We start from the raw sequence: 21,955 nt of genomic DNA, 5'->3' as shown, positions 1-21,955 counted from the left end.
CGGTCACGGGCGGTGCCCGCGCTTCTCGTTGCCGCGCCGGTAGTTCCCCGTCACGCGGGCCAGCAGCTCCTGGTCGATCGCCGGGTCACGACCGAGCAGCGCGACCAGCCGGGCGGCGCGCGCCCCCGCGACCGTGACGACCAGCCGGCCGCCGCGGCTCACCAGGACCGTGCCGTCCTTGGTGACCCGGTGGTCGAACGGGTCGTCCTCGAGTCCCACGGCGTCGTCCTCAGCGCCGCCACTCGTACGGCGTCGTGGTCGACACCTTGACCAGCCCGGAGCGCTCCAGGATCGGTCGGGAGAACTCGGTCGAGTCGCTGTGCAGGTACACCTTGCCGCGTGCCAGGGCCGAGCGTGCCCGCGCCGCGGTCAGCGCGCGATAGATGCCGCGACCTCGCCACTCGGGTCGCGTGGAGCCGCCCCAGAGGCCGGCGAACTGGGTGTTCGGCACCGGCTCGAGGCGACCGGCGCTGATCACCCGGCCGTCCGCCTCGGCCACCCACAGCTCCATCTCGGGGTCCCGCTCCTGGCGCCGGAGGATCTGGTCGGCGTGCCCCGACGTCAGCGGGTCGTCGCCGAAGACCTCGTCCGCCATCGCGGACATCGCCCGCACGTCCGCCTCCGCCGTCACGCGGCGCAGCGTCACGCCCTCGGGCAGCGGGACGTCGGCCACGAGGGACCGCGTCTCCCCGATCATGATCGACTCCGGGTCGTCGGGCTCGAAGCCGTGGTCGACGAGGGCCTCGTGCAGCCCGGGCGCGACGTCGTGACCGCGCGTCTTCCACTCGACGTTCGAGATCGTGTCGTCCGCGCGGAAGTGCGCGAGCGCGGTGGCGACGAAGCCGCGGACCGTCGCGGCGTCCGCGCCGCCGAGGTCGCGGTAGGTGACGAACCCGCGCCCGCCGAGGAAGGCCACGAGCCGCAGCGGCCCGAGCCGGGTCACGGCGACGGCGCTCGGCGTCTCGGCATCGGTCCGGAGCTGGTCGTCGTAGGCGGCGAGGAGGCTCGGGACGTCCACGTCCGCGGAGGGTACGTTCACGGCGGCCACCCTTCCAGAGCCCCGCACGCGGGGCAACGGTTTTCACCGGGAGACTCGAGGCGGGCATGCCCTTCCCCGCCACCACTAGGGTCGGTGCCGTGAGCCAGCCCGAGAGCTACGTCGACCGCCTCCGGGCCCTGGTCGGCCACGACCCGATCTTCATGCCGAGCGCCGGCTGCGCCGTCCTCGACCAGGACGGCGCGGGAGCGACGCGGGTGCTGCTGCAGCAGCGCGGCGAGCCCGGCGGACCGTGGGGGCTGCCCGGGGGCGCGCTGGAGCTCGGCGAGACGGTCGCGGAGGCCGCCGTGCGCGAGACCCGCGAGGAGACCGGACTCGTGGTCGAGCCCCACGGCCTCCTCGGCGTCTTCTCCGGAGCCCGGTCGCACACCTACCCCAACGGCGACGTCGTCCAGGCGGTCGTCACGATGTTCGTCGCCCGCGTCGTGTCCGGGACGCTCGCGGCCGACGGCGGCGAGACGCGGGCCCTGGGCTGGTTCGCCCTCGACGGGCTGCCCGAGCCGCTCTTCGGACCGCACGTGACGATGGTCGAGACCCTCGTCGCCGGGGACCGCGGCGTCTGGGACTGACCCGTCCGGTCAGGCGGGCGCCAGGTCCTCGTCCGACCAGAGCGCCGCCGAGGCGTGGCCGAGCACCAGCTTCGGGTAGTAGGTCCAGGCGAACCACGGCGCGACCCGCGACGGCCCGAGGGCGGCGTCGAGCGCGAGCCCGCCGGCCGTGAGCGCGACGCCGAGCACGCGACGTCGCGCGGGGTTCCGGCGCACGACGACGGTGGCCGCCATCAGGTACCCGTACTGCGCCGCGGCCCACACCGCGGGGTGCACCCGCCGCCCGCCCGGGCCCGCCGTGCCGGCGTCGAGCCACGCGACCGCCGCGGGGTGCACGTGCAGCGAGGCGAAGGCGTAGTGCGCGCCGTCCCCCTGGCCGGGACGTTCGTACCAGCGGGCGCACGCGCGCGTGTTGTTGACGTACGCCCCGCCGGAGAGATCGACGGCGAGCAGGAAAGCGGCCGCCGCCCGCCGCGAGTCGGCGCCCCGCGCGCGGGCGGCGGCCGGCGCTGCCACCGCCCCGACCAGCGTGGTCAGCGCCGTCAGCGCGTGGTTCACCGGCGTCGCCTCCGGGCCGACGAACTCGCCCCACGCGCGCCGTAGCGTCGCCACGGTCCCCGTCATCCTGCGTCCCCCTCGTCCGTCCGGCTCGTCGCCTCGCGCGGACCCGCGTCCAGGTCGTCCCAGACGACGAAGACGGACCCGTCGTCGATCTCGGCTCCCGCGGCGCGGTAGGTCGCGAGCGCCGCGGCGTTGTCCGCCTCGGTGCCGGTCCACATGCCGCGGCAGCCGCGCGCCAGGGCGACGTCGCGCAGCGCCGCGAGCAGCGCGGACGCCACACCGCGGCGCCGCCATGCCGCGTCCACGCCCAGCTCGTACAGGAACATCTCGGGGTCCTTGTCCGGGTGCCGCATCTCGACGCCCGACACGAACCCGACGTCGCGCCCGTCGGCCGCGCGCGCCAGCAGCACCACGTGGCCGGGGCGGCGCAGCGTGTCCGCCGCGCCCTCGGGCGACACGGGGCCGTCGAAGAGGTGCGACGCCGCGACCAGCTCCGCCGGGTCGGTGACCCGCACGACCGTCCATCCCGCCATGCGTGCCATCCTCGCCCCGCACGGTCGCGAGCACCTCCCGACGACCCACGGATGTCACGGAAGCCCGGCCGGCCCCTGCCTCCCACGCTCGCCCACGCCGTCGGGGTCGTGCGCTGGACCGGCGCGGCTCACCGGCGGGGTCAGAGGTGCCGGGCGACGACGGCTCGGCGGGACCGCCACCGCCACCCACGGCGGTCCGCCTCGACCAGCAGGCGCAGCAGCAGCCCGCCGACGAGCAGCCCTCCCACGAGGTCGCTGATCCAGTGCCAGCCGAGGTAGTACGAGACCGCCGCCGCGTTGAGCGCGACCAGGCCGACGGCGAGCCGCAGCAGGCTCATCGTGCGCGCCGACGCGTTCGTCCAGCGGCCCACCAGGTACACCGCCGTGCCGTAGATCAGGACCGCCTCCGCGGCGTGCCCCGACGGGAAGCTGATGCCGCTCCAGCCGAGCTGACGCAGGCCGCCGTCGAACAGGTCGGCGTCGTCGGTGGTGGGCGCCGGCCGCGCGAGCACCACCTTGAGCAGCCCCACGCCCCCGTAGAACGCCAGCTCGGCCATGGCCGCGCACCACAGGGGGCGCCATGTGCGGTGCCGCCACGACAGGGTGGCGGCGACGACCGCGAGGACCGGCAGGCACACGGCCTGCCCGGCGATCGGGTCCAGGACGTGCTGGATGAACGGCTGCAGGCCCGGGGTGAGCTCCCGCGCCCAGTGCCCGTGCGCGGCCTCGTCCATCCCCTGCAGCGGGCCCGCCGCCAGCAGCGTCACGACGACGAGGCCCACCAGGAGCGCCGGCGCGGAGGTCAGCCGGGCGAGGTGCTCGTCGGGGCGGCCGCCACGCCCCCCGCGGGGACCGGGCCGCGTGCCGTCGAGGGCGCGCGCGGGCGCGGGGGGAGCCTGGAGCAACATCGCGGCCAGGGTAAGCAGCGCACCTGGGCATCGCCTGGTCGTTCCACCCCGCACGAGCGCGACGACGGGGGGAGCAAGCGGTGCGCGACGCCGCCCCGCATCCCTGACCTGCACCGATACCGGGTAGGGGTGACGCCCGGGCGTGCGGGTGTGGCGTCCCGCACGTTCGCCGATGCCGGGCGCGTCACGGTCAGTCGCGCGGCGAGAGCGCCCCCACGAGCCACTGGTTGCGCGTCCGCAGGAGCCGCGTCATGTAGCCGGTGAGCACGACCCGGTCCACCAGGCGGCCCAGCGGACCGGCCGGCGACGTGAACTCGACCGTGTCCGTCATCAGGGTGCCGTCTGCGACCGCCTCGAACCGGTGCTCGTGCCACCAGCGGCGGAACGGACCGGCCACCTGCTCGTCGACGAAGCGGTGCGGCGCGTCGTGGGCGCTGATGCGCGACGTCATGCGGATCGGCACGCCGAAGTGCCGCGCCCGCCACGTCACCGTGTCGCCGGGGCCCATCACACCCGACGTCACACCGCCGACCGCCCGCTCCCCCGACCGGCGCATCGACGCGGTGTGCGCGTCCACGGACAGGCTCGCCGCGAAGCACGCCTCCGGGGACGACGGGATCTCGGTGGTCAGCACGATCGTCGGCACCCGGCGATGGTAGGCCCAGCCGGGCGCCGGCCCTCGAGGGTGAGCCGAGGCGTCACGCGGACGGGAGGGCGAGACCCGACGGCACGTCGTCGCGGCTGCCTCCGTAGACGCGCATGGCGACCGTCTGCCGCTCGAAGTGGTCGCCGACGCGCTCGCCGGCCGCCGGGGGCACGCCGACGTCGTCCAGCGCCTGCCGGAACAGCCGGACGCACGCCTCGTCGAGATCCGGGTGCGCCCCGTTGCCCGCGTGCACGCGCTGCACCGTCGTCTCGTCCCCGTACCCGCCGGTGTACAGCCGCGGGCCGCCGAGCGCCTCGGCCAGGTACGCGGCGAGCCGTTCGTCGTGCTGGGGGTGCAGCGTGCCGTGCGCGAACGGGTGCGCCGCCACCGGGTCGGCCAGGCACAGCGCGTTCCACCGACGGCACACCGCCAGCAGCACGTCGAAGCCGCCGACGTCCTCGTACAGGCTCGCGTTCACGAGGCCAGCCGGCGCAGCGCGAGGCCCTGGCTCGCGGCGAAGAGGCCGACGTCGGCAGCGATGGCGAGCAGCGACACCACGACGAGCGCCGTCGCGCCGAAAACCGAGAACGTCGCTGCCGCGGCCGCCGCGACGATCCCCAGGGCTGCGCAATAGACCGCGTCGAGCCGGAGGCTGAGCCGCCCGATCCGATCGCCGCTCCATGCTCCCGACGTGCGGACTCCACCCGTGCTCGTCATCGCCACCTCCGTCGCCGGCGCGCGTCCGCCGGTTCCTCGTCGCCCGGCCCTTCGTCGAGGCTACGCTCGCGCGACGCGGGACAGCGCGGCCGGAGCACGGGGACGGACGGAGCGATCTCAGAGCGAGGCGAGGAACGCCAGCGTGCGCTGGCGCAGGAGGCCGGCCGCGGCCGGGTCGTGGCCCTGCAGGGACGAGTCCGCGAACAGGTGCGCCGTGCCGGAGTAGAGGAAGAGCTCGGCCGTCGGCGTCGAGCCGACCAGCGCGCGGGCGGACTCGAGGTCCTCCGCGAACCACTCGTCGTCCACGCCGCCGTGGACCTGGACCGGCACACCGTCGGGCCACGAGCCGAACTCCTCGACGGGGAGGCACGCGTCGACGAACAGCGCGCCCGTCGCGCCAGGCCGGGTCTGGGTGAGCTTCTGCGCCGGCATCACCCCCATCGAGAAGCCCGCGTACACGACCTCTGCCGGAAACGCCTCCGCGGCGGCGACGCCCCGGTCGAGGACCGTGTCGAACCCGATCTCGCGAGCATGCGCGACGCCGGACTCGACGTCGTCGAACATGCGGCCCTCGAACAGGTCGGGGACGTGCACGGTGTGCCCGGCGGCGGTCAGGTCGTCGGCGAACGCGCGCACCCCGGGCGTGAGCCCCTGCGAGTGGTGGAACAGGACGATCTCGGCCATGAGGGTCTCCAATGATCCAGAAACATCGAACGTTCTAGAACGTTAGTATCTGCGGTCATGGACGGCAAGACCCCCGACTACGACCTCGAGGACCGGATCGCCCTGACGCGGCCCGCCCAGGTCCGCGCGCTCGGCAACCCGCTGCGCACCACGATCCTCGGGCTGCTCCACGAACGGGCGGCGAGCGTCACCGAGCTCAGCGCCGCGGTCGACCGGCCGAAGAGCACCGTCGCCCACCACGTGAAGGTGCTCGCCGACGCGGGACTCCTGCGGGTGGTCAGGACGCGCCGGGTGCGCGCCGTCGAGGAGGCGTTCTACGGCCGCACCGCCCGCCTGTTCCACATCTCGCTCGAGGGCTCGGACGGCGGGAAGAAGGACGGCAGCGGCCGGCCGCTGGACTTCAACGACTTCGAGGTCGCCGCCCGCGAGTCCCGTCCGGCGTACCTGGAGGGACAGCTGTGGGGGTTCCTCCGGCACGCGCGCATCGACGAGGCCCAGAAGGAGGAGTTCTGGCAGCGCATGGCGGCGCTGGTGGAGGAGTTCGACACCCTCCCGCGCCGCGGCGACCTGGTGCACGGGTTCGCGATCGGCGTCTACCCGGTCGCGGACCACCCCCGGCTCCCGCCGTCGTCGCACGACGACCGTTGAGCGGCGCCCCGGCGGCGGGACGCGGAGCCTACACTCGGGCCAGGAGCTAACCCCGGTTCCCCGATGATGGGAGTCCGGATGTCCGGCACCGTCCGACCCTTTCCTGCTGTCACCGCCGCGGCGCCGCACCGCGCGCCGCCGAGGGGCGGCCTGCTCACCCTCGGGCTGCTCGCCGGGTCCTCGATGGAGAACGAGCACCGGCTGCCGATCCACCCCCGTCACCTGGACCGGATCGACCCGGACGTGCGCGCGCGGATGATCGTCGAGCGCGGCTACGCGGCCGGTTTCCAGCTGGAACCCGGGTACGTCGAGTCGCGCGTGGGCATGGTCGCGGAACGCTCCGAGGTGATCGGGTCCGCCGACGTGCTGCTCCTGCCCAAGCCGCAAGCGGCGGACGTGGCCGCGATCCCCGAGGGCGGCGTCCTGTGGGGATGGCCGCACTGTGTGCAGGACGCCGGGATGACGCAGACGGCGATCGACCGTCGGCTCACGCTCATCGCCTTCGAGGCGATGAACCACTGGACCCGCAGGGGCGACTTCAGCCTGCACGTGTTCCACAAGAACAACGAGCTCGCCGGTTACTGCTCGGTGCTGCACGCCATGAGCCTCGTCGGGTCGACGGGTGACTACGGGCCGCGGCGCAGCGCGGTCGTCATCGGCTTCGGCGCGACGGCGCGAGGCGCCGTCACCGCGCTCAAGGCGCACGGGATCCACGACATCCAGGTCCTCACGCAGCGCGGTGCCTCCGCCGTCGGCTCGCCCATCCACACCGCCCACATCACCCAGCTCCACACCGACGGCGGCCCGACCCACCTCAGCACGGTGCCCACGAAGGACGGCGACGTCCTGCTCCCGGAGTTCCTGGCGTCGCACGACATCGTCGTCAACTGCACGCTGCAGGACGTCGCCTCGCCGCTGACCTACCTGCGCACCGAGGACCTGGCGAGATTCGCCCCGGGGAGCCTCGTCGTGGACGTCTCGTGCGACGAGGGGATGGGCTTCGAGTGGGCGAGGCCCACCACGTTCGACGAGCCGATGTTCACGGTGGGACGCGGGGTGAACTACTACGCCGTCGACCACAGCCCGTCATACCTGTGGAACTCGGCCACGTGGGAGATCAGCGAGGCGGTCCTGCCGTTCCTGCGCACGGTCCTGGAGGGGCCTGGCTCGTGGGCGGAGAACCTCACCATCTCCCGCGCGATCGAGGTCCAGGACGGAGTCGTCAACAACCCGAGCATCCTGAGCTTCCAGGACCGCGAGCAGACCTATCCGCACTCTCCGCACGCGGAGCGGCTGGCACCTCAGCCGTAGGCGGGCCGGCGCAGGACGAGGTAGAACGGCCTCAGATTGCCACGCAGAACGCACCGGTCCGCACGTCGAACCGAATCGCAATGACGCGTCGACGCGCAATTCCGCAATCATCAGCTCACGCCGAACAGCTCCGCCATCCGCGCGTGGAACTCTGCGGGATCGCCCGCGAGCGACGCACCCCGGTCAGGTCGCCGGGCTACCCGAGCCCCGAGAACTGCCCCGGCCTCCGCGACCCCGCCTGGTCTCCCGACGAACCGTCCGGGGCGACGGCGTAGGCGGTCACGCCCCCACCGGGTCGACGAAGAGCCGGATGCCTCGGCGCGTCGATGCGCCGTCAGCAGATTCGACCCCTGCACCGTGCGTGGATCCGTAGGGTCACTGAGATGAAGATCTCAGGTGTCCCGGTGGAGCTGATATTCGTTCATGGTGCTCTGGTGCGCGACGGGGAATGGTGGTGGCGGCGAGCCGCAGACCTGCTCCGGGAACGTACCGGGATCCGGAGCCGAGCCCTCGCGCTGCCGTCGTGTGGCGAGACCACGCCCGAGCAGATGGCGGGCGGCCTGGTCGCCGACGCGGCGGCGCTTCGCCGTGAGCTCGACGCGGTGGACTCCGCGATCGTGGTCGGTCACTCCTACGGAGGCACCGTCATCGCCGAGGCGGGCCGGCATCCCGCGGTCGCGCACCTGCTCTACGTGTCGTCCTACCTGCCCGACGTCGGGCAGTCGCAGGCCGCCATCATGAGCGGTGAGGACGACCCGGTCTCGATCGGCGACAACGGGGACGGCACGCTGAGCGTCTCCGGCTACGACACGGCCACGTTCGGAGCCCGATTCCTTCAGGACACGGACGAGGTGACCCAGCGTCAGGCATGGGAGCGGGTGACCCCGCAGGCGGCCGGCGCGTTCGTCACGCCGACCGGTGCCGCCGGCTGGCGGGGTGCCGATTCGACGTACATCGTCTGCGGGGAGGATCGCAGCACCTCGGTCGAGCTGCAGCGCATCCACGCGGGTCGAGCGACGCGGTCCGTCGAGCTGCCGACCGGGCACCACCCGTTCGTCTCCCGCCCCGACCTGGTGGTCGATCAGGTGCAGGCCCTGCTGCAGCAGGTGCCCCGCCCGGGGGCTTCGTGAATGCTCGTGACCCGTGAGGCGCACCTGTCTCACGAGAATCACCGTGCGAAGCTTTCGGGCCGCTGGTCATCGGCGCGCACCATCGGCGCCACAGATGCCCCGAGCAGGCAAGCAGCTACACGTTGAAGCGGAACTCCACGACGTCGCCGTCCTGCATGACGTAGTCCTTGCCCTCGATGCGCGCCTTGCCGGCGGCGCGGGCGGCCTGCACGGAGCCGGCCTCGACGAGGTCGTCGAACGAGATGACCTCGGCCTTGATGAAGCCGCGCTCGAAGTCGGTGTGGATGACGCCGGCGGCCTGCGGGGCGGTCCAGCCCTTGTGGATGGTCCAGGCGCGGGACTCCTTGGGACCGGCGGTGAGGTACGTCTGCAGGCCGAGGGTGTGGAACCCGACGCGGGCGAGCTGGTCGAGGCCCGCCTCGTCCTGTCCGGAGTCGGCGAGCATCTCGCGCGCGTCGTCCGGCTCGAGCTCGACGAGCTCGGCCTCGAACTTCGCGTCGAGGAACACGGCGTCCGCGGGGGCGACGAGGTCGCGCAGCCGCTGCTGCATCCCCTGGTCGGCGAGGCCCGCGTCGTCCGTGTTGAAGACGTAGATGAACGGCTTGGCCGTCAGCAGCTGCAGCGAGGCGATGTCGGCGAGGTCGAGCCCCTCGGCCTTCGCGCCCTGGAACAGCGTGGTGCCGGCCTCGAGGATCTTCTGCGCGGTGGTGGCGGCCGCGAACAGCGCGGCGTCGCCCCGCTTGATCTTGACCTCCTTCTCCATCCGCGGCAGCGCCTTCTCCAGCGTCTGGAGGTCGGCGAGGATCAGCTCGGTGGAGATGGTCTCGATGTCGCCCTCGGCGTCCACGGAGCCTTCGACGCGAACGACGTCGCCGTCGTCGAACACGCGCGTCACCTGGCAGATCGCGTCCGCCTCGCGGATGTTCGCGAGGAACTTGTTGCCCAGCCCCTCGCCCTCGGAGGCGCCCTTGACGATGCCCGCGATGTCGACGAACGACACCGTCGCGGGCAGGACCCGCTCGCTGCCGAAGATCTCCGCGAGCTTGTCCAGCCGCGGGTCCGGCAGCGGGACCACGCCCACGTTGGGCTCGATCGTCGCGAACGGGTAGTTCGCCGCGAGCACCTGGTTGCGGGTCAGGGCGTTGAAGAGCGTGGACTTGCCGACGTTGGGCAGGCCGACGATGCCGATGGTGAGTGCCACGTCGGGAGAGTCTACGTGCCGGGCACTACCCGGCTCCCCCAACCAGCCTCCCGGCGCGACCCTCGAGCGTCGTCAGGTCGCGCTCCGCGAACTGCAGGTGCGCCCAGTGCTCCCGGGCGACGACGCCGATGCTCTGGTGCACCGCACGGGTGAAGCCCTCCGGCGCCCACGGCGGCAGCCGCGGGGCGTCGACCGTGACGTCCGTGCCGGCGAGGGAGTCGTAGACGGCGTACACCTGGGCGATCCGGTCGGCGTGGGCCTCGAGGGTCTCCGCCAGGGGCGGCGTCGCCGTCAGATCGACGCCGAGCGCCGCCACCTCGGGCTCGTACTCCGTGAAGGGCAGGCCCGCGTACCAGAACGCGTCGTCGATCCCTCGCAGGCCGTACCGCACCCAGCCGTCCATCGCGAACACCAGGTGCCGCAGCGTCTGCGCCGTCGACCATTCGCCGTCGACCTGGTCGTCGACGGCCCCGGGCCCCAGGGCGGCCGCACGCGCCAGGTGCGCGTCCCAGGCGGCCAGCGCCGCGTCCAGCGACGCGCGCTGCTCGGCGAGGTCCGCGGAGCGCGCCTGCTCACGGCCCGGGTACCGGCGGTCGAGCTCGGCCTCGACCAGCGGCGCGACGTCGACGCCGTTGACGCGCAGCCCGGTGATCTGGCCGTCGATGTCGGCGTCGGTGAGGTCGACGCCGCGCATGACCGCTCCAGGCATGAAGCTCTGGTCGAAACGCACGCCGTCGAGCTTCGTGAGGCGGAACGTGGCGCCGGTCATGTCGGCCTCGACGAGCCGCGCGCCCCGCAGCTCGTCGTCCGGCCCGAACAGAGTCATGCCGCGACGGTAGGTGCGGGCACCGACACCGGCCCCACCGGGCGTCGCGCGCGGCTCAGACGTCGACGTCCTGGTGCCAGGACTCCGTCACGTACGCCGTGCGCCAGCCCCAGCTCTCGTACAGGGACGCGGCACCCGTCGGGCTGTCGGCGTCGACCTCGAGCCCCACGCGGTCACGACCCCGGGCCGCGGCGTCACGCACGACGGCGAACAGCAGGGCCGTCGCCACCCCGCGGCCGCGGGCACGGCGGTCGGCGCCCAGGTACTCGATGTAGCTGCCCTCCTTGCCCGACGGGCCGGACGGCAGCACCGCGCCGACGAGCGCCCCCATCGGCTCCGGCGGCACGTCGGGGCGCTGCGGGTCGGAGACGAACGCCAGCCACCAGTGGTCCCACCGGTGACCGGGGTCGGAACGCAGCCGCACCAGGAACTCCCCGAAGCTCTCCCGGTAGGAGTTGAAGTGGTCCTCGAACGCGCTCTCGAGCACCCGGTGCACGGTCTGCAGGTCGTCCGCCACGGGCATGCCGTCGTCGTGCGTCGCGACCCGGCGCACCGTCACGCCCGGCCGCGGGTCGGGCAGGATCCCGCGCAAGGCCTCCTCCGCGACGACCGGCCGCGACATCTGCAGCCACGAGCGGGCCCGGCCGTACCCCGCGGCGGCCAGCCAGCGCCGTTGCGTCTCGTCGCCTGCGTACGAGCCCGCGTCGAGCTGGGTGCGCCGGAGCCCGCGCTGGGCGGCGAGCTCCCGGCCCTGCCGCGCCGCCCACGCGTACCCCGCGGCCGCCAGCTCGTCGGCCTCGGGCACCCCGCGGTCGACGTCGACGCCGACCACGACGCGCCCGGCGGCGCGGTCGTGCGCCCACGCCCAGGCCCGCACCACGCCGTCGGCGTCGCGCGCCACCACCTGACGACGCGTCCACGACATGGGACCTGCCACCTCGGCCGCCAGGGCGTCCTGGTTCACGACCGACGACCCGGTGAACGGTGCGGCGGCGGCCCCGCGCAGGTCGCCGAGGCGGGGCAGGTCGGACAGGTCGGGGGCGGACGTCGTCCAGCCGTCAGGCAGGGACAGGTGATCGGGGTTCGCGGAGGTCACGCGTCTATTGTCGCAAAGTGCCCTTGGCCGGCCCGTGACCGCGCACCCACGCAGCGCGGCATGAGGGCGCCGGACCGTCAGCCGAAGGCCATGACCTGCTGCAGCAGCTCCGGCAGACGACGGTCGTAGGTACGCGCGCCCCAGCGCACGCCCAGCAGCAGCACGACCGCGCCCGTCACCACCCCGACGCCGAGCGCCACCCACCCGAGCGTCGCCATCGGCAGCAGGATCGCGGGCACGGCGAGCGCGAGCGTGGGCACGCTCACCGCGAGGGTGATCGCCATCGCCGCCATCTGGGCGAGCATCGTGGCCATCGTGGCGCCCTGGGGGGACTTGAACGGGCTCTCCCCCGGCCTCGGCACGGGATAGACCAGCCGCGCCGAGACGGCGCTCGAGATCCCCAGCGACGCGCCCAGGACGCCGAGGGTCAGGCCGAGCAGCGCCGGCAGCGCGTCCCACCGCCCGGCGACGGCGCAGCCGACGAGGGCGAACGCCAGCGACAGCGGCAGCCCGCCCACCAGCACGGGCAGCACGCGCCCCCACCGGTCGACGCGCCCCGGCGTGCCGGTCGCGACGTGCAGCGCGAACGCCGTGTTGTCGTACCCGACGTCGTTCGAGATGCCGAAGCCGAGCAGCCACGCCGCCAGGGGGGCCATGACCAGCAGGAGCCCGCCGCCCGCGCCGTTCGTCAGCCCGACGGCGAGCAGCACCAGCGGCAGCAGCGGCACCATGGCGATCGACGCCGCGTACCGCGGGTCGCGCAGCCAGTAGGTGGCGGCCCGCGCGGCCACCGCGCCCGTGGGAGTGGCGGGCAGCCGGCCGAACCAGCCGAGCCCCTTCGCCGCGGCGGCCTCCCCGCCGCCGCGCGGGGTCACGAGCTCCCGGGCCAGCGAACGGTCCCAGACCCACCAGGCGAGGGCCAGGGCCGCGACAGAGATCGCCAGCCGTGCCAGGAACAGCCCCCACGCGCCCTCGCCGGCGGCCGACGCGAGCCCCCAGGGCGCCCCGAGGGGAGTCCAGCCCACGACCTGCACCAGGGGCGCGAGCGCCGCGTCGAGCCCGTCCGGCGAGCCGCCGACCGTGACCTCGACGCCGTTCGCCAGCCAGCCCACCGCGGGGCCGATGAGCACGAGCGGGAGCACCGCCACGATCGTCAGGACCTCGCGGGAGCGGCGCGAGTCCAGCAAGGGCGCGAGCGCCGTCGTCGTCGCACGCGAGCCCACGACGCACAGCGCCGTCGCAAGGAGGCCGCCCAGCACGCCCGCGACGAGGGCCACGGGGTGCCGCCACCAGGCGAGCGAGACGCCGAGGGCGCCGAGCGTCGTCACCGCCGCGGGGATCGACACGAGGCCCGCGAGCGCGAGGCCCGCCAGCAGCGTGCGCCGCGGGATCGCGAACGTCACGAACCGCCGCGGGTCGAGGGTGGCGTCCACCCCGAACGCGAACACCGGGACCACCCACCACGCGAGGACCACCAGGGCCCCGACCACGGTCACGACGTGCCCCGTCACCACCGGGTCGGCGGTGCCGCCCGCCACCGCGGCGGCCACCACCAGCACGAGCACGCCGAGGCCGTACAGGGAGCCGAGGACCAGGCCGACCGTCTGCCACACGCTCCGGCGGAACGTGTTGGCCAGGAGGGTCAGCTTGAGGCGGACGAGCTGCGCAACCACGCCAGTCCCTCCGACTCCCGGCGTCCGCCGACCAGGTCCACGAACCGGTCCTCGAGGCTCTGCTCGCCACGCACCTGCGCGACCGTCCCGGCCGCGAGAACGTGCCCGCCCGCGATGATCGCCACGTGCGAGCACATCCGCTGGACCAGGTCCATGACGTGGCTCGACACCACCACCGTGCCGCCGTCGCGGACGTAGCCGTGCAGGATGTCGCGGATGTTCGCGGCGCTGACCGGGTCCACCGCCTCGAAGGGCTCGTCGAGGACGAGCACGCCCGGCGCGTGGATCATCGCGGAGGCGAGGCCGATCTTCTTCGTCATGCCGGCGGAGTAGTCGACGACGTACGTGTCGCGGTCCCCCACCAGGTCCATCGCGCGCAGCAGGTCCTCGGTGCGCCCGGCGACCGTGTCCCGGTCCAGCCCACGCAGCAGGCCCGCGTACGTGAGCAGCTGGGCGCCGGTCAGCCGGTCGAACAGGCGCACCCCGTCCGGGAGCACACCGAGCGTCGCCTTGGCCTCCTCGGGCCGCGCCCACAGGTCGGTGCCGTGCACGTGCACCGTGCCGAAGTCCGGGCGCAGCAGCCCGGTCGCCATCGACAGGGACGTCGTCTTGCCCGCGCCGTTGGGGCCGACGAGGCCGAAGAACGAGCCGGTCGGGACGTCGAGGTCGACCCCCGCGACGGCGATCTTCTGGCCGAACCGCTTCCACAGGCCGCGCAGGCTGAGGGCGGCGCCGAGGTCGGGCGGGGGGACGGTGGCCGCGGGCGGCGGCGGCCCGGTCTGGTCGCTCACGGGTCCACCGTAGTGCGCGGGCGGCGCCCGGACCCGCGCCGCGGCACGTCACCGCCCAGGTCAGCGACGCCCCGCGATCCTCCCGGCGCGCCGGGCGTCCCGAGGCGATCCTCGGACCCACGTCCTGAGGGTCGGGTCAGCGCGCTCGTCGCGTGGGTGCTGGGCCGTGTCGGTCCCGCGTGACACCGTGTGGCCCATGACGACGACCACCCTGCTGCTGCTCACCCTCGGCGCTCTCGTGGTGGGAGCGCTGCTGGGGTGGCTCGGGCACGCGTACCGCGGAGCCCGGTCCGGTCGTTCGCAGGAGATGGAGCGCCTGCGCGAGCACGGCGAGCTGGAGTCGGTGCGGCGCGACGCCGCCGACCTGCGCGGCCGGCTGGAGGTCGCGGCCGCGGACGCCGAGCGACGGCTGGCCGAGCAGCGCGAGCTGGCGGAGCGCGACCTCGACCGCGCCCGCGACGAGGCGGACCGGCGCGTGGTGGAGGCCCGGGAGCAGGCCGACCGTCTGCTGATCCAGGTGCGGGAGGACCTGGAGCGGCAGCTCGCCGAGGCGAAGGGCGACCAGGAGGCCGCGGCGCAGCGGTTCCGCGCCCTGGCCAACGACGTGCTGACGGCGAACCAGAAGCAGTTCCTCGACCTCGCGGACGAGCGCCTCCGGCGCAGCACCCAGAAGAACGACGAGACGCTCGCCCAGCGGGAGCAGGCGATCCGCGCCCTGCTCGACCCGATGAGCAAGACCCTCGACAAGGTGAACGCGCGCGTCGACACCGCCGAGCAGGCTCGCCTCCAGGGGCACACGGCCCTCACGGAGCAGCTGCGCCAGCTCGAGACGGTGAACTCGCAGCTGCGGATCGGCACGAGCGACCTTGTCTCCGCCCTGCGCTCCAACCAGACCCGCGGCGTGTGGGGCGAGCTGCAGCTCAAGCGCGTGGTCGAGGCCGCCGGGATGCTGGACCACGTCGACTTCGAGGCCCAGGTGCACCGCACCACCGCGGAGGGCGAGACGCTGATCCCCGACCTGGTCGTCAGCCTCGCGGGCGGCAAGAACATCGTGGTCGACGCGAAGGTCCCGCTCAGCGCGTACCTGCGTGCCCAGCAGGCGACGAGCCCGGCCGACGGCGACAAGGAGCTCGACGCCCACGCCAAGGACCTCGCCAAGCACGTGGACGTGCTCGCGGGCAAGGCCTACTGGTCGCAGTTCGACGCCGCCCCCGAGTTCGTGGTCATGTTCGTCCCGGCGGAGCCGATCCTGGCCGCCGCCGTCGAGCGGTCGCCCGACCTCCTCGAGAGCGCCATCCGCAAGCGGGTGCTCGTCGCCACCCCGATGACGCTCGTCGCCATGCTGCGCACCGTGGCGTACGCGTGGCAGCAGGACGCCGTCGCCGAGGACGCGCAGAAGGTGCTGCAGACGGGCAAGGAGCTGTACGCCCGCATCGTCACGATGACCAAGAGCATCACCCGGCTCGGGCAGTCCATGACCACCGCGACGAAGCACTACAACGCGTTCGTCGGGTCGCTCGAGACGCGCGTGCTGCCGCAGGCGCGGCGGATGGTCGAGCTGAAGGTCGTGGACGCAGGTCAGGCCATCGAGCCGCTCAAGGCGGTCGAGGACACCACCCGCGCCGTCACCAAGCCGGAGCTGCTCGCCGTCGAGGAGGGCCTGGTCGTCGACCTCGGCACCCTCACGGCCGGCGGCGACCGCGACGACTCCGTCGAGTCGCTCGTGGACGCCGCGCAGCGCGACCTCGCGCGCGCGTCCGAGCCCGACGAGAAGGACGAGTCGGCAGCGGGCTGAGCCCGCCGGCGGTCAGGCGGGCTCGACGGGGAGCGCGGTCCGGGCACCGCGGCGGGGCCGCTTCTCCTCGTGGCCCGCGGCCTTGAGACCGCGCGCCAGCTCGCGCGGCAGGGAGAACATCAGGTCCTCGGTCGCGGTGCGCACCTCCTGGACGTCGGCGAAGCCGCGGCCGTCCAGGTAGTCGATGACGTCCTGCACCAGGATCTCCGGGACCGAGGCGCCGGAGGTGACGCCCACCGTGGTGGCGCCGTCGAGCCACGACGGGTCGATCTCGGCGGCGCGGTCCACGCGGTAGGACGTCCGGGCGCCGGCCTGCAGCGCCACCTCGACGAGGCGCACCGAGTTGGACGAGTTCGCGGAGCCCACCACGATCACGACGTCGCACTCCGGGGCGAGCTTCTTCACCGCGACCTGGCGGTTCTGCGTGGCATAGCAGATGTCGTCGCTGGGCGGGTCCTGCAGCTCGGGGAAGCGGTCGCGCAGACGCCGCACGGTCTCCATGGTCTCGTCCACGGACAGGGTGGTCTGCGAGATCCAGACGATCTTCTGCGGGTCGCGGACCTGCACCTGGTCGACCTCGTCCGGGGAGTTCACGACCTGCACGTGGTCGGGTGCCTCGCCGGCCGTCCCCTCGACCTCCTCGTGCCCCGTGTGGCCGATGAGGAGGATGTCGTAGTCGTCCTTCGCGAACCGCACGGCCTCCTTGTGCACCTTGGTGACCAGGGGGCAGGTGGCGTCGATCGTGTCGAGGCTGCGCGCCGCGGCGGACTCCCGGACCGCGGGCGAGACCCCGTGCGCGGAGAACACGAGCCGGGCACCCTCGGGCACCTCGTCGGTCTCGTTGACGAAGATCGCTCCTCGGTCGCGCAGGGTCTCCACCACGTGCTTGTTGTGCACGATCTCCTTGCGCACGTAGACCGGCGCGCCGTACGTCTCGAGCGCCTTCTCCACCGCCACGACGGCGCGGTCGACCCCCGCGCAGTAGCCGCGCGGAGCGGCGAGGAGCACGCGCTTGGTGGTGGTCGGGCTGATCGGAGCCGGGGCGGTCGCAGTCACGCGGCCAGTCTAGGTGGGCCGGTGTGGACGTCCTGTGACGGGCTCCTGCCGAGCGGCTGACGGGCCCGTCAGGGGCGTGGGGCATGCTGGACGCCGTGTCGGACACGTCCCAGCCGCAAGCCCAGCCGCAGCCCCTGCCCGAGCTCGCCCGCGAGACGACGCCGGAGCGCCCGTGGCCGGTGCGCCTGCTGTCCGCGAAGATCCGGGACTACGTCGCGCGGATGTCGGCGGTCTGGGTCGAGGGCCAGGTCGTGGAGCACACGTACCGCGGACGGTCGGGGCTGCAGTTCGTCACGCTGCGCGACACCGACGCGGAGGCCTCGCTCCCGGTGCACGTGCTCACCAAGATCTACGACGGCCTGCACCACAAGCCCGAGGTGGGCGACCACGTGGTGGTGCAGGCCAAGCCCGAGTTCTGGATGAAGAACGGGCGCCTGTCGATGCGCGCGACCGCGATCCGGCAGGTCGGCGTCGGCGAGCTCCTCGCGCGCATCGACCAGCTCCGGCGGGTGCTCGCCGCGGAGGGCCTGTTCGACCTCGACCGCAAGCTCCCCCTGCCCTTCCTGCCCGCCGTCGTCGGCCTCGTGTGCGGTCGCGAGTCCAAGGCCGAGCACGACGTCGTGGTCAACGCGAGGGCGCGCTGGCCGCAGGTGCGGTTCGAGATCCGCGAGGTCGCGGTGCAGGGCGTCGACGCGGTACGCGAGGTGAGCGCCGCGATCGCCGAGCTCGACGCCCGCCCCGAGGTCGAGGTGATCGTCGTGGCGCGCGGCGGCGGCTCGGTCGAGGACCTGCTGCCGTTCAGCAACGAGGCCCTGGTCCGCGCGGCGGCCGGCTGCACGACGCCGCTGGTCAGCGCCATCGGGCACGAGACGGACGCGCCCTTGCTCGACCTCGTCGCCGACCACCGTGCGTCGACCCCGACCGACGCCGCGAAGCAGGTCGTGCCCGACGTCGCCGAGGAGCGGCAGCGCCTCGACCAGGCGCGCCGGCGGATGCGCGCGGCGGTCGCGGGCCGGGTCGCGCGGGAGCAGCACGGCCTGGACGCCCTGCGGTCGCGGCCGGCGCTCGCCCGGCCGCAGACGACGATCGACGTCCGCGAGCGCGAGATCGCCCAGCTCGTCCGGCACTCCCGGCACCGGCTCGACGCCGCCCTGCTGCGGGCCGCCGGCGAGGTCGGCCGCCTCGAGGCGCAGGTCCGGGCCCTGTCCCCGCAGGCCACGCTCGAGCGCGGGTACGCCGTCGTGCAGCGCGGCGACGGGCACGTGGTGCGCGCGGCCCGGGACGTCGAGCCCGGGGACGCGGTGCACGTGCGCGTCGCCGACGGGGCGCTGGACGCCGCCGTCACCGCGACGGCGTCACCCGCGCCGCGCGGCTGAACCGGTCCGCCAGCCGGCCGAAGGCCGCGGCCAGCTCCGCTCCTTCGAGCACCTCGACGTCCATGCCCAGCTGGGCGACCCAGAGCGCGAGCCGGTCGGGGTCGTCGCTCCCGACCTCGATCCGGCAGGTGGACGGCCCGACCTCCTCGACCTCGAGCGGCGAGCCGACCTTCGCGACGACCTGCGCGGCGGGCGCGTGCACGAGGATCCGCGCCCGGTAGCGCCAGGTCGCCCGGCCCACCCGCGCCACGACGTGACGCAGCACGTCGTCCTCGGGGATGACGCGCGGCCGGAACCGCGCGCCGGTGGGCGGGCGCAGGGCGATGCGGTCGACCCGGAAGACGCGCCAGTCCACGCGCTCGAGGTCCCATGCGAGCAGGTACCAGCGGGAGCCCCAGCTCACGAGGCGGTGCGGCTCGGTGTGCCGCGCCGACCCGGCACCGTCGTGGGAGGTGTAGCGGAACCGGAGCCGTTCCCCGGACCGGATCGCGGCGGCGACGCCGCCGAGCACCTCGAGGTCGAGGGCCGGGTCCCCGCCGGGCACCACGCTGGTCGCGTCCCGGACGGCCTCGACGCGGCGCCGCAGGCGCGCGGGCATCACCTGCTCGAGCTTGGCCAGCGCGGTGAGCGACGTCTCCCCCGCCCCGGGCACCCCGTGCGCGGCGGCACCGAGCCCGATCGCGACCGCGACCGCCTCGTCGTCGTCGAGCACCAGCGGCGGCATCGCGGTCCCGGCGGCCAGGCGGTAGCCGCCGGCGACGCCGGGGCGTGCCTCGACCGGATAGCCGAGCGACCGGAGCTTGCCCACGTCCGTGCGCACGGTGCGTGTGCTGACCCCGAGGCGGCCGGCGAGCTCGCCGCTGGTCCAGTCGCGACGCAGCTGAAGCAGGGAGAGCAGCTGCAGCAGGCGGGCCGACGTCTCGATCACGTCGCGATCCTGTCACCGATCGCGGAAGCTCGTCTTCCGCGTTTGCTGGGAGCGTGGAGCCATGACCACGAACACCGCAGACAGCGCCCTCGTCCCTTTCCGCATCGACGTGCCGCAGGCCGACCTCGACGACCTGCACGACCGGCTCGCGCGCACCCGCTGGCCCCTGCCCGTGCCCGGCCGCGACGACCGCACGGACTTCAGCCGCGGCATCCCCCTGCCGTACCTGCGCGAGCTCGCCGAGTACTGGCGCGACGGCTTCGACTGGCGCGCGCAGGAGGTCGCACTGAACACCCACGAGCAGGTCACGACCGTCGTCGACGGCCAGACGTTCCACGTCGTCCACGCCCGCTCCGCGAACCCGGACGCGACCCCGCTGCTGCTGTGCCACGGCTGGCCCGGCTCGTTCGTCGAGTACCAGCGCCTGGTCCCGCTGCTCACCGACGCGTTCCACGTCGTCGTCCCGTCGCTGCCCGGGTTCGGGTACTCGACGCCCCTGTCCGGGACCGGCTGGGAGATCGCCCGCACCACCGAGGCGTACGCCGAGATCATGACGCGGCTCGGTCACGAGCGGTTCGCGGTGCACGGCACCGACATCGGCGCGGGCACCACCGGGCGGCTCGCCGCCCTGTACCCGCAGCGCGTGATCGGCACCCACGTCGGGAGCGACGGCCGGTCGCTCGGCATGGTCGGCGACCAGTTCCCGCTGCCCGACGGCCTGACGGACGACGAGGTCGCGCAGATCGAGGCGGTGCGCGCCGCCGACGCAAGCGAGCACGGCTACTTCGAGATGCAGAACCACCGCCCCGACACGATCGGCGCCGCGCTCACCGACTCGCCCGTCGGCCAGCTCGCGTGGATCGCCGAGAAGTTCCAGACCTGGACGAACCCGGCCCGCCGCACCCCGGACGAGTCGGTCGACCGCGACCAGCTGCTCACGAACGTGTCGCTGTACTGGTTCACGCGCAGCGGCGCGTCGAGCGCGCAGTTCTACTACGAGGCCTCGCACTCCGGCCTCGACTGGCTCGCGGCCTCCGAGGTCCCGTCGGCCTGGTCCGTGTTCGACACCCACCCGCTGATGGCGAAAGTGTTCAACGCGTGGGGAGCGATCGACTCGTGGACCGAGCACGCCGAGGGCGGGCACTTCCCCGCGATGGAGGAGCCCGAGCTGCTGGCGGCGGACCTCCGCGCATTCTTCAGCGGCCGGTCGTGACCGGCCGGGTGGGCGCCGCCTCGGGTGCCTGCCCGTAGTCGCCGACGTGCCGGGTGAGGAACGTCGCGACCGGACCGCGCTGGACCAGCCGCATCACGCCGGTCATGGCCGCGATGCCGAGCCGCGTGCGCGGCGCGAACGAGCGCACCCGCCCGGGATACATCGCCTGCGCCCGGACGGTCACGGGCCGCATGGCGGACTCGTACGCCGCGAGCGCGCCGGCGACGTCGTCCGGGAGCCGCGCACCGAGCGCGTCGGCGAGCGTCGCGGCACCCCGCAGCGCGAGCGCGGTGCCGAGGCCGCTCAGCGGGCTCGCGCACCAGGCGCTGTCCCCGAGGAGGACGACCCGACCCCGCGACCAGGCGTCCATCCGGATCTGGTCGTACGTGTCGAGCGCGAAGTCGTCGGCCGCCCGGGCGGCGGCGAGGAGCTCGGCGGTGCGCCAGCCGGCGCCCGCGAACGTGCGCTCGAGGAGGGCGAACCGCGCCTCGGCGTCGTCGCGGGGCGGCAGCACGTCGACCGGGAACGTCAGCCCGACCTCCTGCTCGCCGGGGTGCCCGGGTCGCGCCTCGACGACGCGGGACCCCGGCAGGTTGAGCATGAGGAACCAGCCGTCGAGGCCGGGGGTCGTCGGCGTCTCCCGCAGCGTGTACCACGCGTGGGCGAGCCCGAGCGGCCGCCGGAACGCCTCCTCGGGGCCGAAGACGAGCCGTCGCACGCGGGAGTGCGCACCGTCCGCACCGACGACGAGGTCGTAGACCTCCGGGGGGCGCTCGCGGAACTCGACGGCGACCCCCTCACCGGCCTCCGCGAGACCCACGATCGTGTCGCCGAACCGGTGGGTGGTCCGCGGGCCGACGGCGCCGTGGAGGAGGCGCGCCAGGTCAGTGCGCAGCAGCTCCTCGGAGGAGACGAACCCGGCGCCGCCGAAAGCCTCGACGGGCATCTCGGCACGACGCCGCTCGTCCGCGTCGATCCACGCCAGGCCGCGCTGCTCGACGGTGGCGTCGAGCGCTGCCTCCAGGAGCCCGAGCCGCTGGAGCACCTCGCGGCTGTCGCCGCGCAGGTCGACGGTCTGGCCGCCCGCGCGCAGCGCCGGCGCGATCTCGACCACGTCGACCTCCCACCCGGACCGGTCGAGCAGCACCGCCAGCGCGTCGCCCGCGATCCCCGCACCCACGATCAGCACCTTCGACATCTCGCCCTCCTCAGCATTGACGCAACTGCTCTCGCGTTAGCGAGACTAGGGCGCGACGA

Annotated in this window: 24 protein-coding genes; 7 read left to right on the top strand and 17 right to left on the bottom strand. The window is 74.0% G+C overall.

What is annotated here, in order from left to right; all coding sequences use genetic code 11:
* Positions 1–3 precede the first annotated feature (3 nt).
* Both B5Y66_RS07550 and B5Y66_RS07545 read right to left on the bottom strand, forming a co-directional pair.
* Positions 4–219: a hypothetical protein gene (locus B5Y66_RS07550; protein ID WP_079572999.1), complete on the bottom strand. Its 216-nt coding sequence runs from the start codon at positions 217–219 to the stop codon at positions 4–6.
* A gap of 10 nt (positions 220–229) precedes the next feature.
* Positions 230–1,039 carry a GNAT family N-acetyltransferase gene (locus B5Y66_RS07545; protein ID WP_245806972.1) on the bottom strand — a complete coding sequence of 270 codons (810 nt, stop codon included), beginning with the start codon at positions 1,037–1,039 and terminating at the stop codon, positions 230–232.
* 98 nt (positions 1,040–1,137) lie between these two features.
* On the opposite strand from B5Y66_RS07545, the gene B5Y66_RS07540 reads away from it, so the two are divergent.
* Positions 1,138–1,626 carry an NUDIX domain-containing protein gene (locus tag B5Y66_RS07540; RefSeq protein WP_176168808.1) on the top strand — a complete coding sequence of 163 codons (489 nt, stop codon included), beginning with the start codon at positions 1,138–1,140 and terminating at the stop codon, positions 1,624–1,626.
* Between the two features lie 9 nt (positions 1,627–1,635).
* On the opposite strand, the gene B5Y66_RS07535 is transcribed toward B5Y66_RS07540, so the two are convergent.
* The 7 genes from B5Y66_RS07535 to B5Y66_RS07510 all read right to left on the bottom strand — a co-directional run bounded on the left by B5Y66_RS07535 (position 1,636) and on the right by B5Y66_RS07510 (position 5,654).
* Positions 1,636–2,229, bottom strand: coding sequence for a hypothetical protein (locus B5Y66_RS07535; protein WP_079572995.1), 594 nt, complete (start codon positions 2,227–2,229; stop codon positions 1,636–1,638).
* A complete protein-coding gene (locus B5Y66_RS07530) occupies positions 2,226–2,699 on the bottom strand; it encodes a GNAT family N-acetyltransferase (protein ID WP_079572993.1) in 474 nt (157 codons plus the stop codon). The genes B5Y66_RS07535 and B5Y66_RS07530 overlap by 4 nt, the downstream gene beginning before the upstream one ends.
* Before the next feature lie 140 nt (positions 2,700–2,839).
* Positions 2,840–3,607, bottom strand: coding sequence for a phosphatase PAP2 family protein (locus B5Y66_RS07525; RefSeq protein ID WP_079572991.1), 768 nt, complete (start codon positions 3,605–3,607; stop codon positions 2,840–2,842).
* A 190-nt stretch (positions 3,608–3,797) separates the two neighbouring features.
* Positions 3,798–4,253, bottom strand: a complete 456-nt coding sequence (locus tag B5Y66_RS07520) for an SRPBCC family protein (protein WP_079572989.1) — start codon at positions 4,251–4,253, stop codon at positions 3,798–3,800.
* Positions 4,254–4,305: 52 nt separating this feature from the next.
* Positions 4,306–4,731 carry a globin domain-containing protein gene (locus B5Y66_RS07515; RefSeq protein ID WP_217700749.1) on the bottom strand — a complete coding sequence of 142 codons (426 nt, stop codon included), beginning with the start codon at positions 4,729–4,731 and terminating at the stop codon, positions 4,306–4,308.
* Entirely contained in the window at positions 4,728–4,970 is a 243-nt protein-coding gene (locus tag B5Y66_RS22680; protein WP_217700748.1) for a hypothetical protein, read from the bottom strand. The genes B5Y66_RS07515 and B5Y66_RS22680 overlap by 4 nt, the downstream gene beginning before the upstream one ends.
* A gap of 117 nt (positions 4,971–5,087) precedes the next feature.
* Positions 5,088–5,654 (bottom strand): dienelactone hydrolase family protein, encoded by a 567-nt coding sequence (locus B5Y66_RS07510; protein ID WP_079572985.1) that lies wholly within the window; start codon positions 5,652–5,654, stop codon positions 5,088–5,090.
* Positions 5,655–5,711: 57 nt separating this feature from the next.
* On the opposite strand from B5Y66_RS07510, the gene B5Y66_RS07505 reads away from it, so the two are divergent.
* The 3 genes from B5Y66_RS07505 to B5Y66_RS07495 all read left to right on the top strand — a co-directional run bounded on the left by B5Y66_RS07505 (position 5,712) and on the right by B5Y66_RS07495 (position 8,743).
* Entirely contained in the window at positions 5,712–6,302 is a 591-nt protein-coding gene (locus B5Y66_RS07505; protein ID WP_079572983.1) for an ArsR/SmtB family transcription factor, read from the top strand.
* A 78-nt stretch (positions 6,303–6,380) separates the two neighbouring features.
* Positions 6,381–7,613, top strand: coding sequence for a N(5)-(carboxyethyl)ornithine synthase (locus tag B5Y66_RS07500; protein WP_079572981.1), 1,233 nt, complete (start codon positions 6,381–6,383; stop codon positions 7,611–7,613).
* Between the two features lie 383 nt (positions 7,614–7,996).
* Positions 7,997–8,743, top strand: a complete 747-nt coding sequence (locus tag B5Y66_RS07495; RefSeq protein WP_281251991.1) for an alpha/beta hydrolase — start codon at positions 7,997–7,999, stop codon at positions 8,741–8,743.
* Between the two features lie 115 nt (positions 8,744–8,858).
* On the opposite strand, the gene ychF is transcribed toward B5Y66_RS07495, so the two are convergent.
* The 5 genes from ychF to B5Y66_RS07470 all read right to left on the bottom strand — a co-directional run bounded on the left by ychF (position 8,859) and on the right by B5Y66_RS07470 (position 14,330).
* Positions 8,859–9,944, bottom strand: a complete 1,086-nt coding sequence (gene ychF, locus B5Y66_RS07490) for a redox-regulated ATPase YchF (RefSeq protein WP_079572979.1) — start codon at positions 9,942–9,944, stop codon at positions 8,859–8,861.
* A 25-nt stretch (positions 9,945–9,969) separates the two neighbouring features.
* Positions 9,970–10,770: a DinB family protein gene (locus B5Y66_RS07485; protein WP_079572977.1), complete on the bottom strand. Its 801-nt coding sequence runs from the start codon at positions 10,768–10,770 to the stop codon at positions 9,970–9,972.
* Between the two features lie 55 nt (positions 10,771–10,825).
* Positions 10,826–11,866, bottom strand: a complete 1,041-nt coding sequence (locus tag B5Y66_RS07480) for a GNAT family N-acetyltransferase (RefSeq protein ID WP_079572975.1) — start codon at positions 11,864–11,866, stop codon at positions 10,826–10,828.
* 77 nt (positions 11,867–11,943) lie between these two features.
* Complete coding sequence (locus tag B5Y66_RS07475; RefSeq protein WP_079572973.1) at positions 11,944–13,539, bottom strand: hypothetical protein; 1,596 nt, start codon at positions 13,537–13,539, stop codon at positions 11,944–11,946.
* The gene (locus B5Y66_RS07470; protein WP_079572971.1) at positions 13,509–14,330 is read right to left on the bottom strand and encodes an ABC transporter ATP-binding protein; all 822 of its coding nucleotides are present in this window, start codon (positions 14,328–14,330) and stop codon (positions 13,509–13,511) included. The genes B5Y66_RS07475 and B5Y66_RS07470 overlap by 31 nt, the downstream gene beginning before the upstream one ends.
* A 196-nt stretch (positions 14,331–14,526) precedes the next feature.
* Between B5Y66_RS07470 and rmuC the strand changes: the two genes are divergently transcribed.
* Positions 14,527–16,125: a DNA recombination protein RmuC gene (gene rmuC / locus B5Y66_RS07465; RefSeq protein WP_079572969.1), complete on the top strand. Its 1,599-nt coding sequence runs from the start codon at positions 14,527–14,529 to the stop codon at positions 16,123–16,125.
* 12 nt (positions 16,126–16,137) lie between these two features.
* On the opposite strand, the gene B5Y66_RS07460 is transcribed toward rmuC, so the two are convergent.
* Positions 16,138–17,181 (bottom strand): 4-hydroxy-3-methylbut-2-enyl diphosphate reductase, encoded by a 1,044-nt coding sequence (locus B5Y66_RS07460; RefSeq protein ID WP_079572967.1) that lies wholly within the window; start codon positions 17,179–17,181, stop codon positions 16,138–16,140.
* A gap of 83 nt (positions 17,182–17,264) precedes the next feature.
* On the opposite strand from B5Y66_RS07460, the gene xseA reads away from it, so the two are divergent.
* Positions 17,265–18,557 carry an exodeoxyribonuclease VII large subunit gene (xseA, locus tag B5Y66_RS07455; protein WP_079572965.1) on the top strand — a complete coding sequence of 431 codons (1,293 nt, stop codon included), beginning with the start codon at positions 17,265–17,267 and terminating at the stop codon, positions 18,555–18,557.
* On the opposite strand, the gene B5Y66_RS07450 is transcribed toward xseA, so the two are convergent.
* Positions 18,523–19,485: a helix-turn-helix transcriptional regulator gene (locus B5Y66_RS07450; protein ID WP_079572963.1), complete on the bottom strand. Its 963-nt coding sequence runs from the start codon at positions 19,483–19,485 to the stop codon at positions 18,523–18,525. The two genes, xseA and B5Y66_RS07450, sit on opposite strands and share 35 nt — an antisense overlap.
* Before the next feature lie 61 nt (positions 19,486–19,546).
* On the opposite strand from B5Y66_RS07450, the gene B5Y66_RS07445 reads away from it, so the two are divergent.
* Positions 19,547–20,698, top strand: a complete 1,152-nt coding sequence (locus B5Y66_RS07445) for an epoxide hydrolase family protein (RefSeq protein WP_079572960.1) — start codon at positions 19,547–19,549, stop codon at positions 20,696–20,698.
* On the opposite strand, the gene B5Y66_RS07440 is transcribed toward B5Y66_RS07445, so the two are convergent.
* Entirely contained in the window at positions 20,682–21,896 is a 1,215-nt protein-coding gene (locus B5Y66_RS07440; protein WP_079572958.1) for an FAD-dependent monooxygenase, read from the bottom strand. The genes B5Y66_RS07445 and B5Y66_RS07440 overlap by 17 nt on opposite strands.
* Positions 21,897–21,955: the final 59 nt, after the last annotated feature.

The organism is Krasilnikoviella flava (genome assembly GCF_900167525.1).
Lineage (GTDB): Bacteria > Actinomycetota > Actinomycetes > Actinomycetales > Cellulomonadaceae > Isoptericola > Isoptericola flavus.
Note: the sequence above shows the minus strand (reverse complement) of the source record. Positions and strands in the feature narration are given on the sequence as shown.

Bases quoted from the DNA above. Each gene is read 5' to 3' on its own strand.
- B5Y66_RS07535 (WP_079572995.1), bottom strand. From the start codon at position 2,229: ATGACGGGGACCGTGGCGACGCTACGGCGCGCGTGGGGCGAGTTCGTC.
- B5Y66_RS07500 (WP_079572981.1), top strand. From the start codon at position 6,381: ATGTCCGGCACCGTCCGACCCTTTCCTGCTGTCACCGCCGCGGCGCCG.
- B5Y66_RS22680 (WP_217700748.1), bottom strand. From the start codon at position 4,970: ATGACGAGCACGGGTGGAGTCCGCACGTCGGGAGCATGGAGCGGCGAT.
- B5Y66_RS07495 (WP_281251991.1), top strand. From the start codon at position 7,997: ATGAAGATCTCAGGTGTCCCGGTGGAGCTGATATTCGTTCATGGTGCT.
- B5Y66_RS07510 (WP_079572985.1), bottom strand. From the start codon at position 5,654: ATGGCCGAGATCGTCCTGTTCCACCACTCGCAGGGGCTCACGCCCGGG.
- B5Y66_RS07530 (WP_079572993.1), bottom strand. From the start codon at position 2,699: ATGGCGGGATGGACGGTCGTGCGGGTCACCGACCCGGCGGAGCTGGTC.
- rmuC (WP_079572969.1), top strand. From the start codon at position 14,527: ATGACGACGACCACCCTGCTGCTGCTCACCCTCGGCGCTCTCGTGGTG.
- xseA (WP_079572965.1), top strand. From the start codon at position 17,265: ATGCTGGACGCCGTGTCGGACACGTCCCAGCCGCAAGCCCAGCCGCAG.
- B5Y66_RS07445 (WP_079572960.1), top strand. From the start codon at position 19,547: ATGACCACGAACACCGCAGACAGCGCCCTCGTCCCTTTCCGCATCGAC.
- B5Y66_RS07525 (WP_079572991.1), bottom strand. From the start codon at position 3,607: ATGTTGCTCCAGGCTCCCCCCGCGCCCGCGCGCGCCCTCGACGGCACG.
- B5Y66_RS07505 (WP_079572983.1), top strand. From the start codon at position 5,712: ATGGACGGCAAGACCCCCGACTACGACCTCGAGGACCGGATCGCCCTG.
- B5Y66_RS07485 (WP_079572977.1), bottom strand. From the start codon at position 10,770: ATGACTCTGTTCGGGCCGGACGACGAGCTGCGGGGCGCGCGGCTCGTC.
- B5Y66_RS07440 (WP_079572958.1), bottom strand. From the start codon at position 21,896: ATGTCGAAGGTGCTGATCGTGGGTGCGGGGATCGCGGGCGACGCGCTG.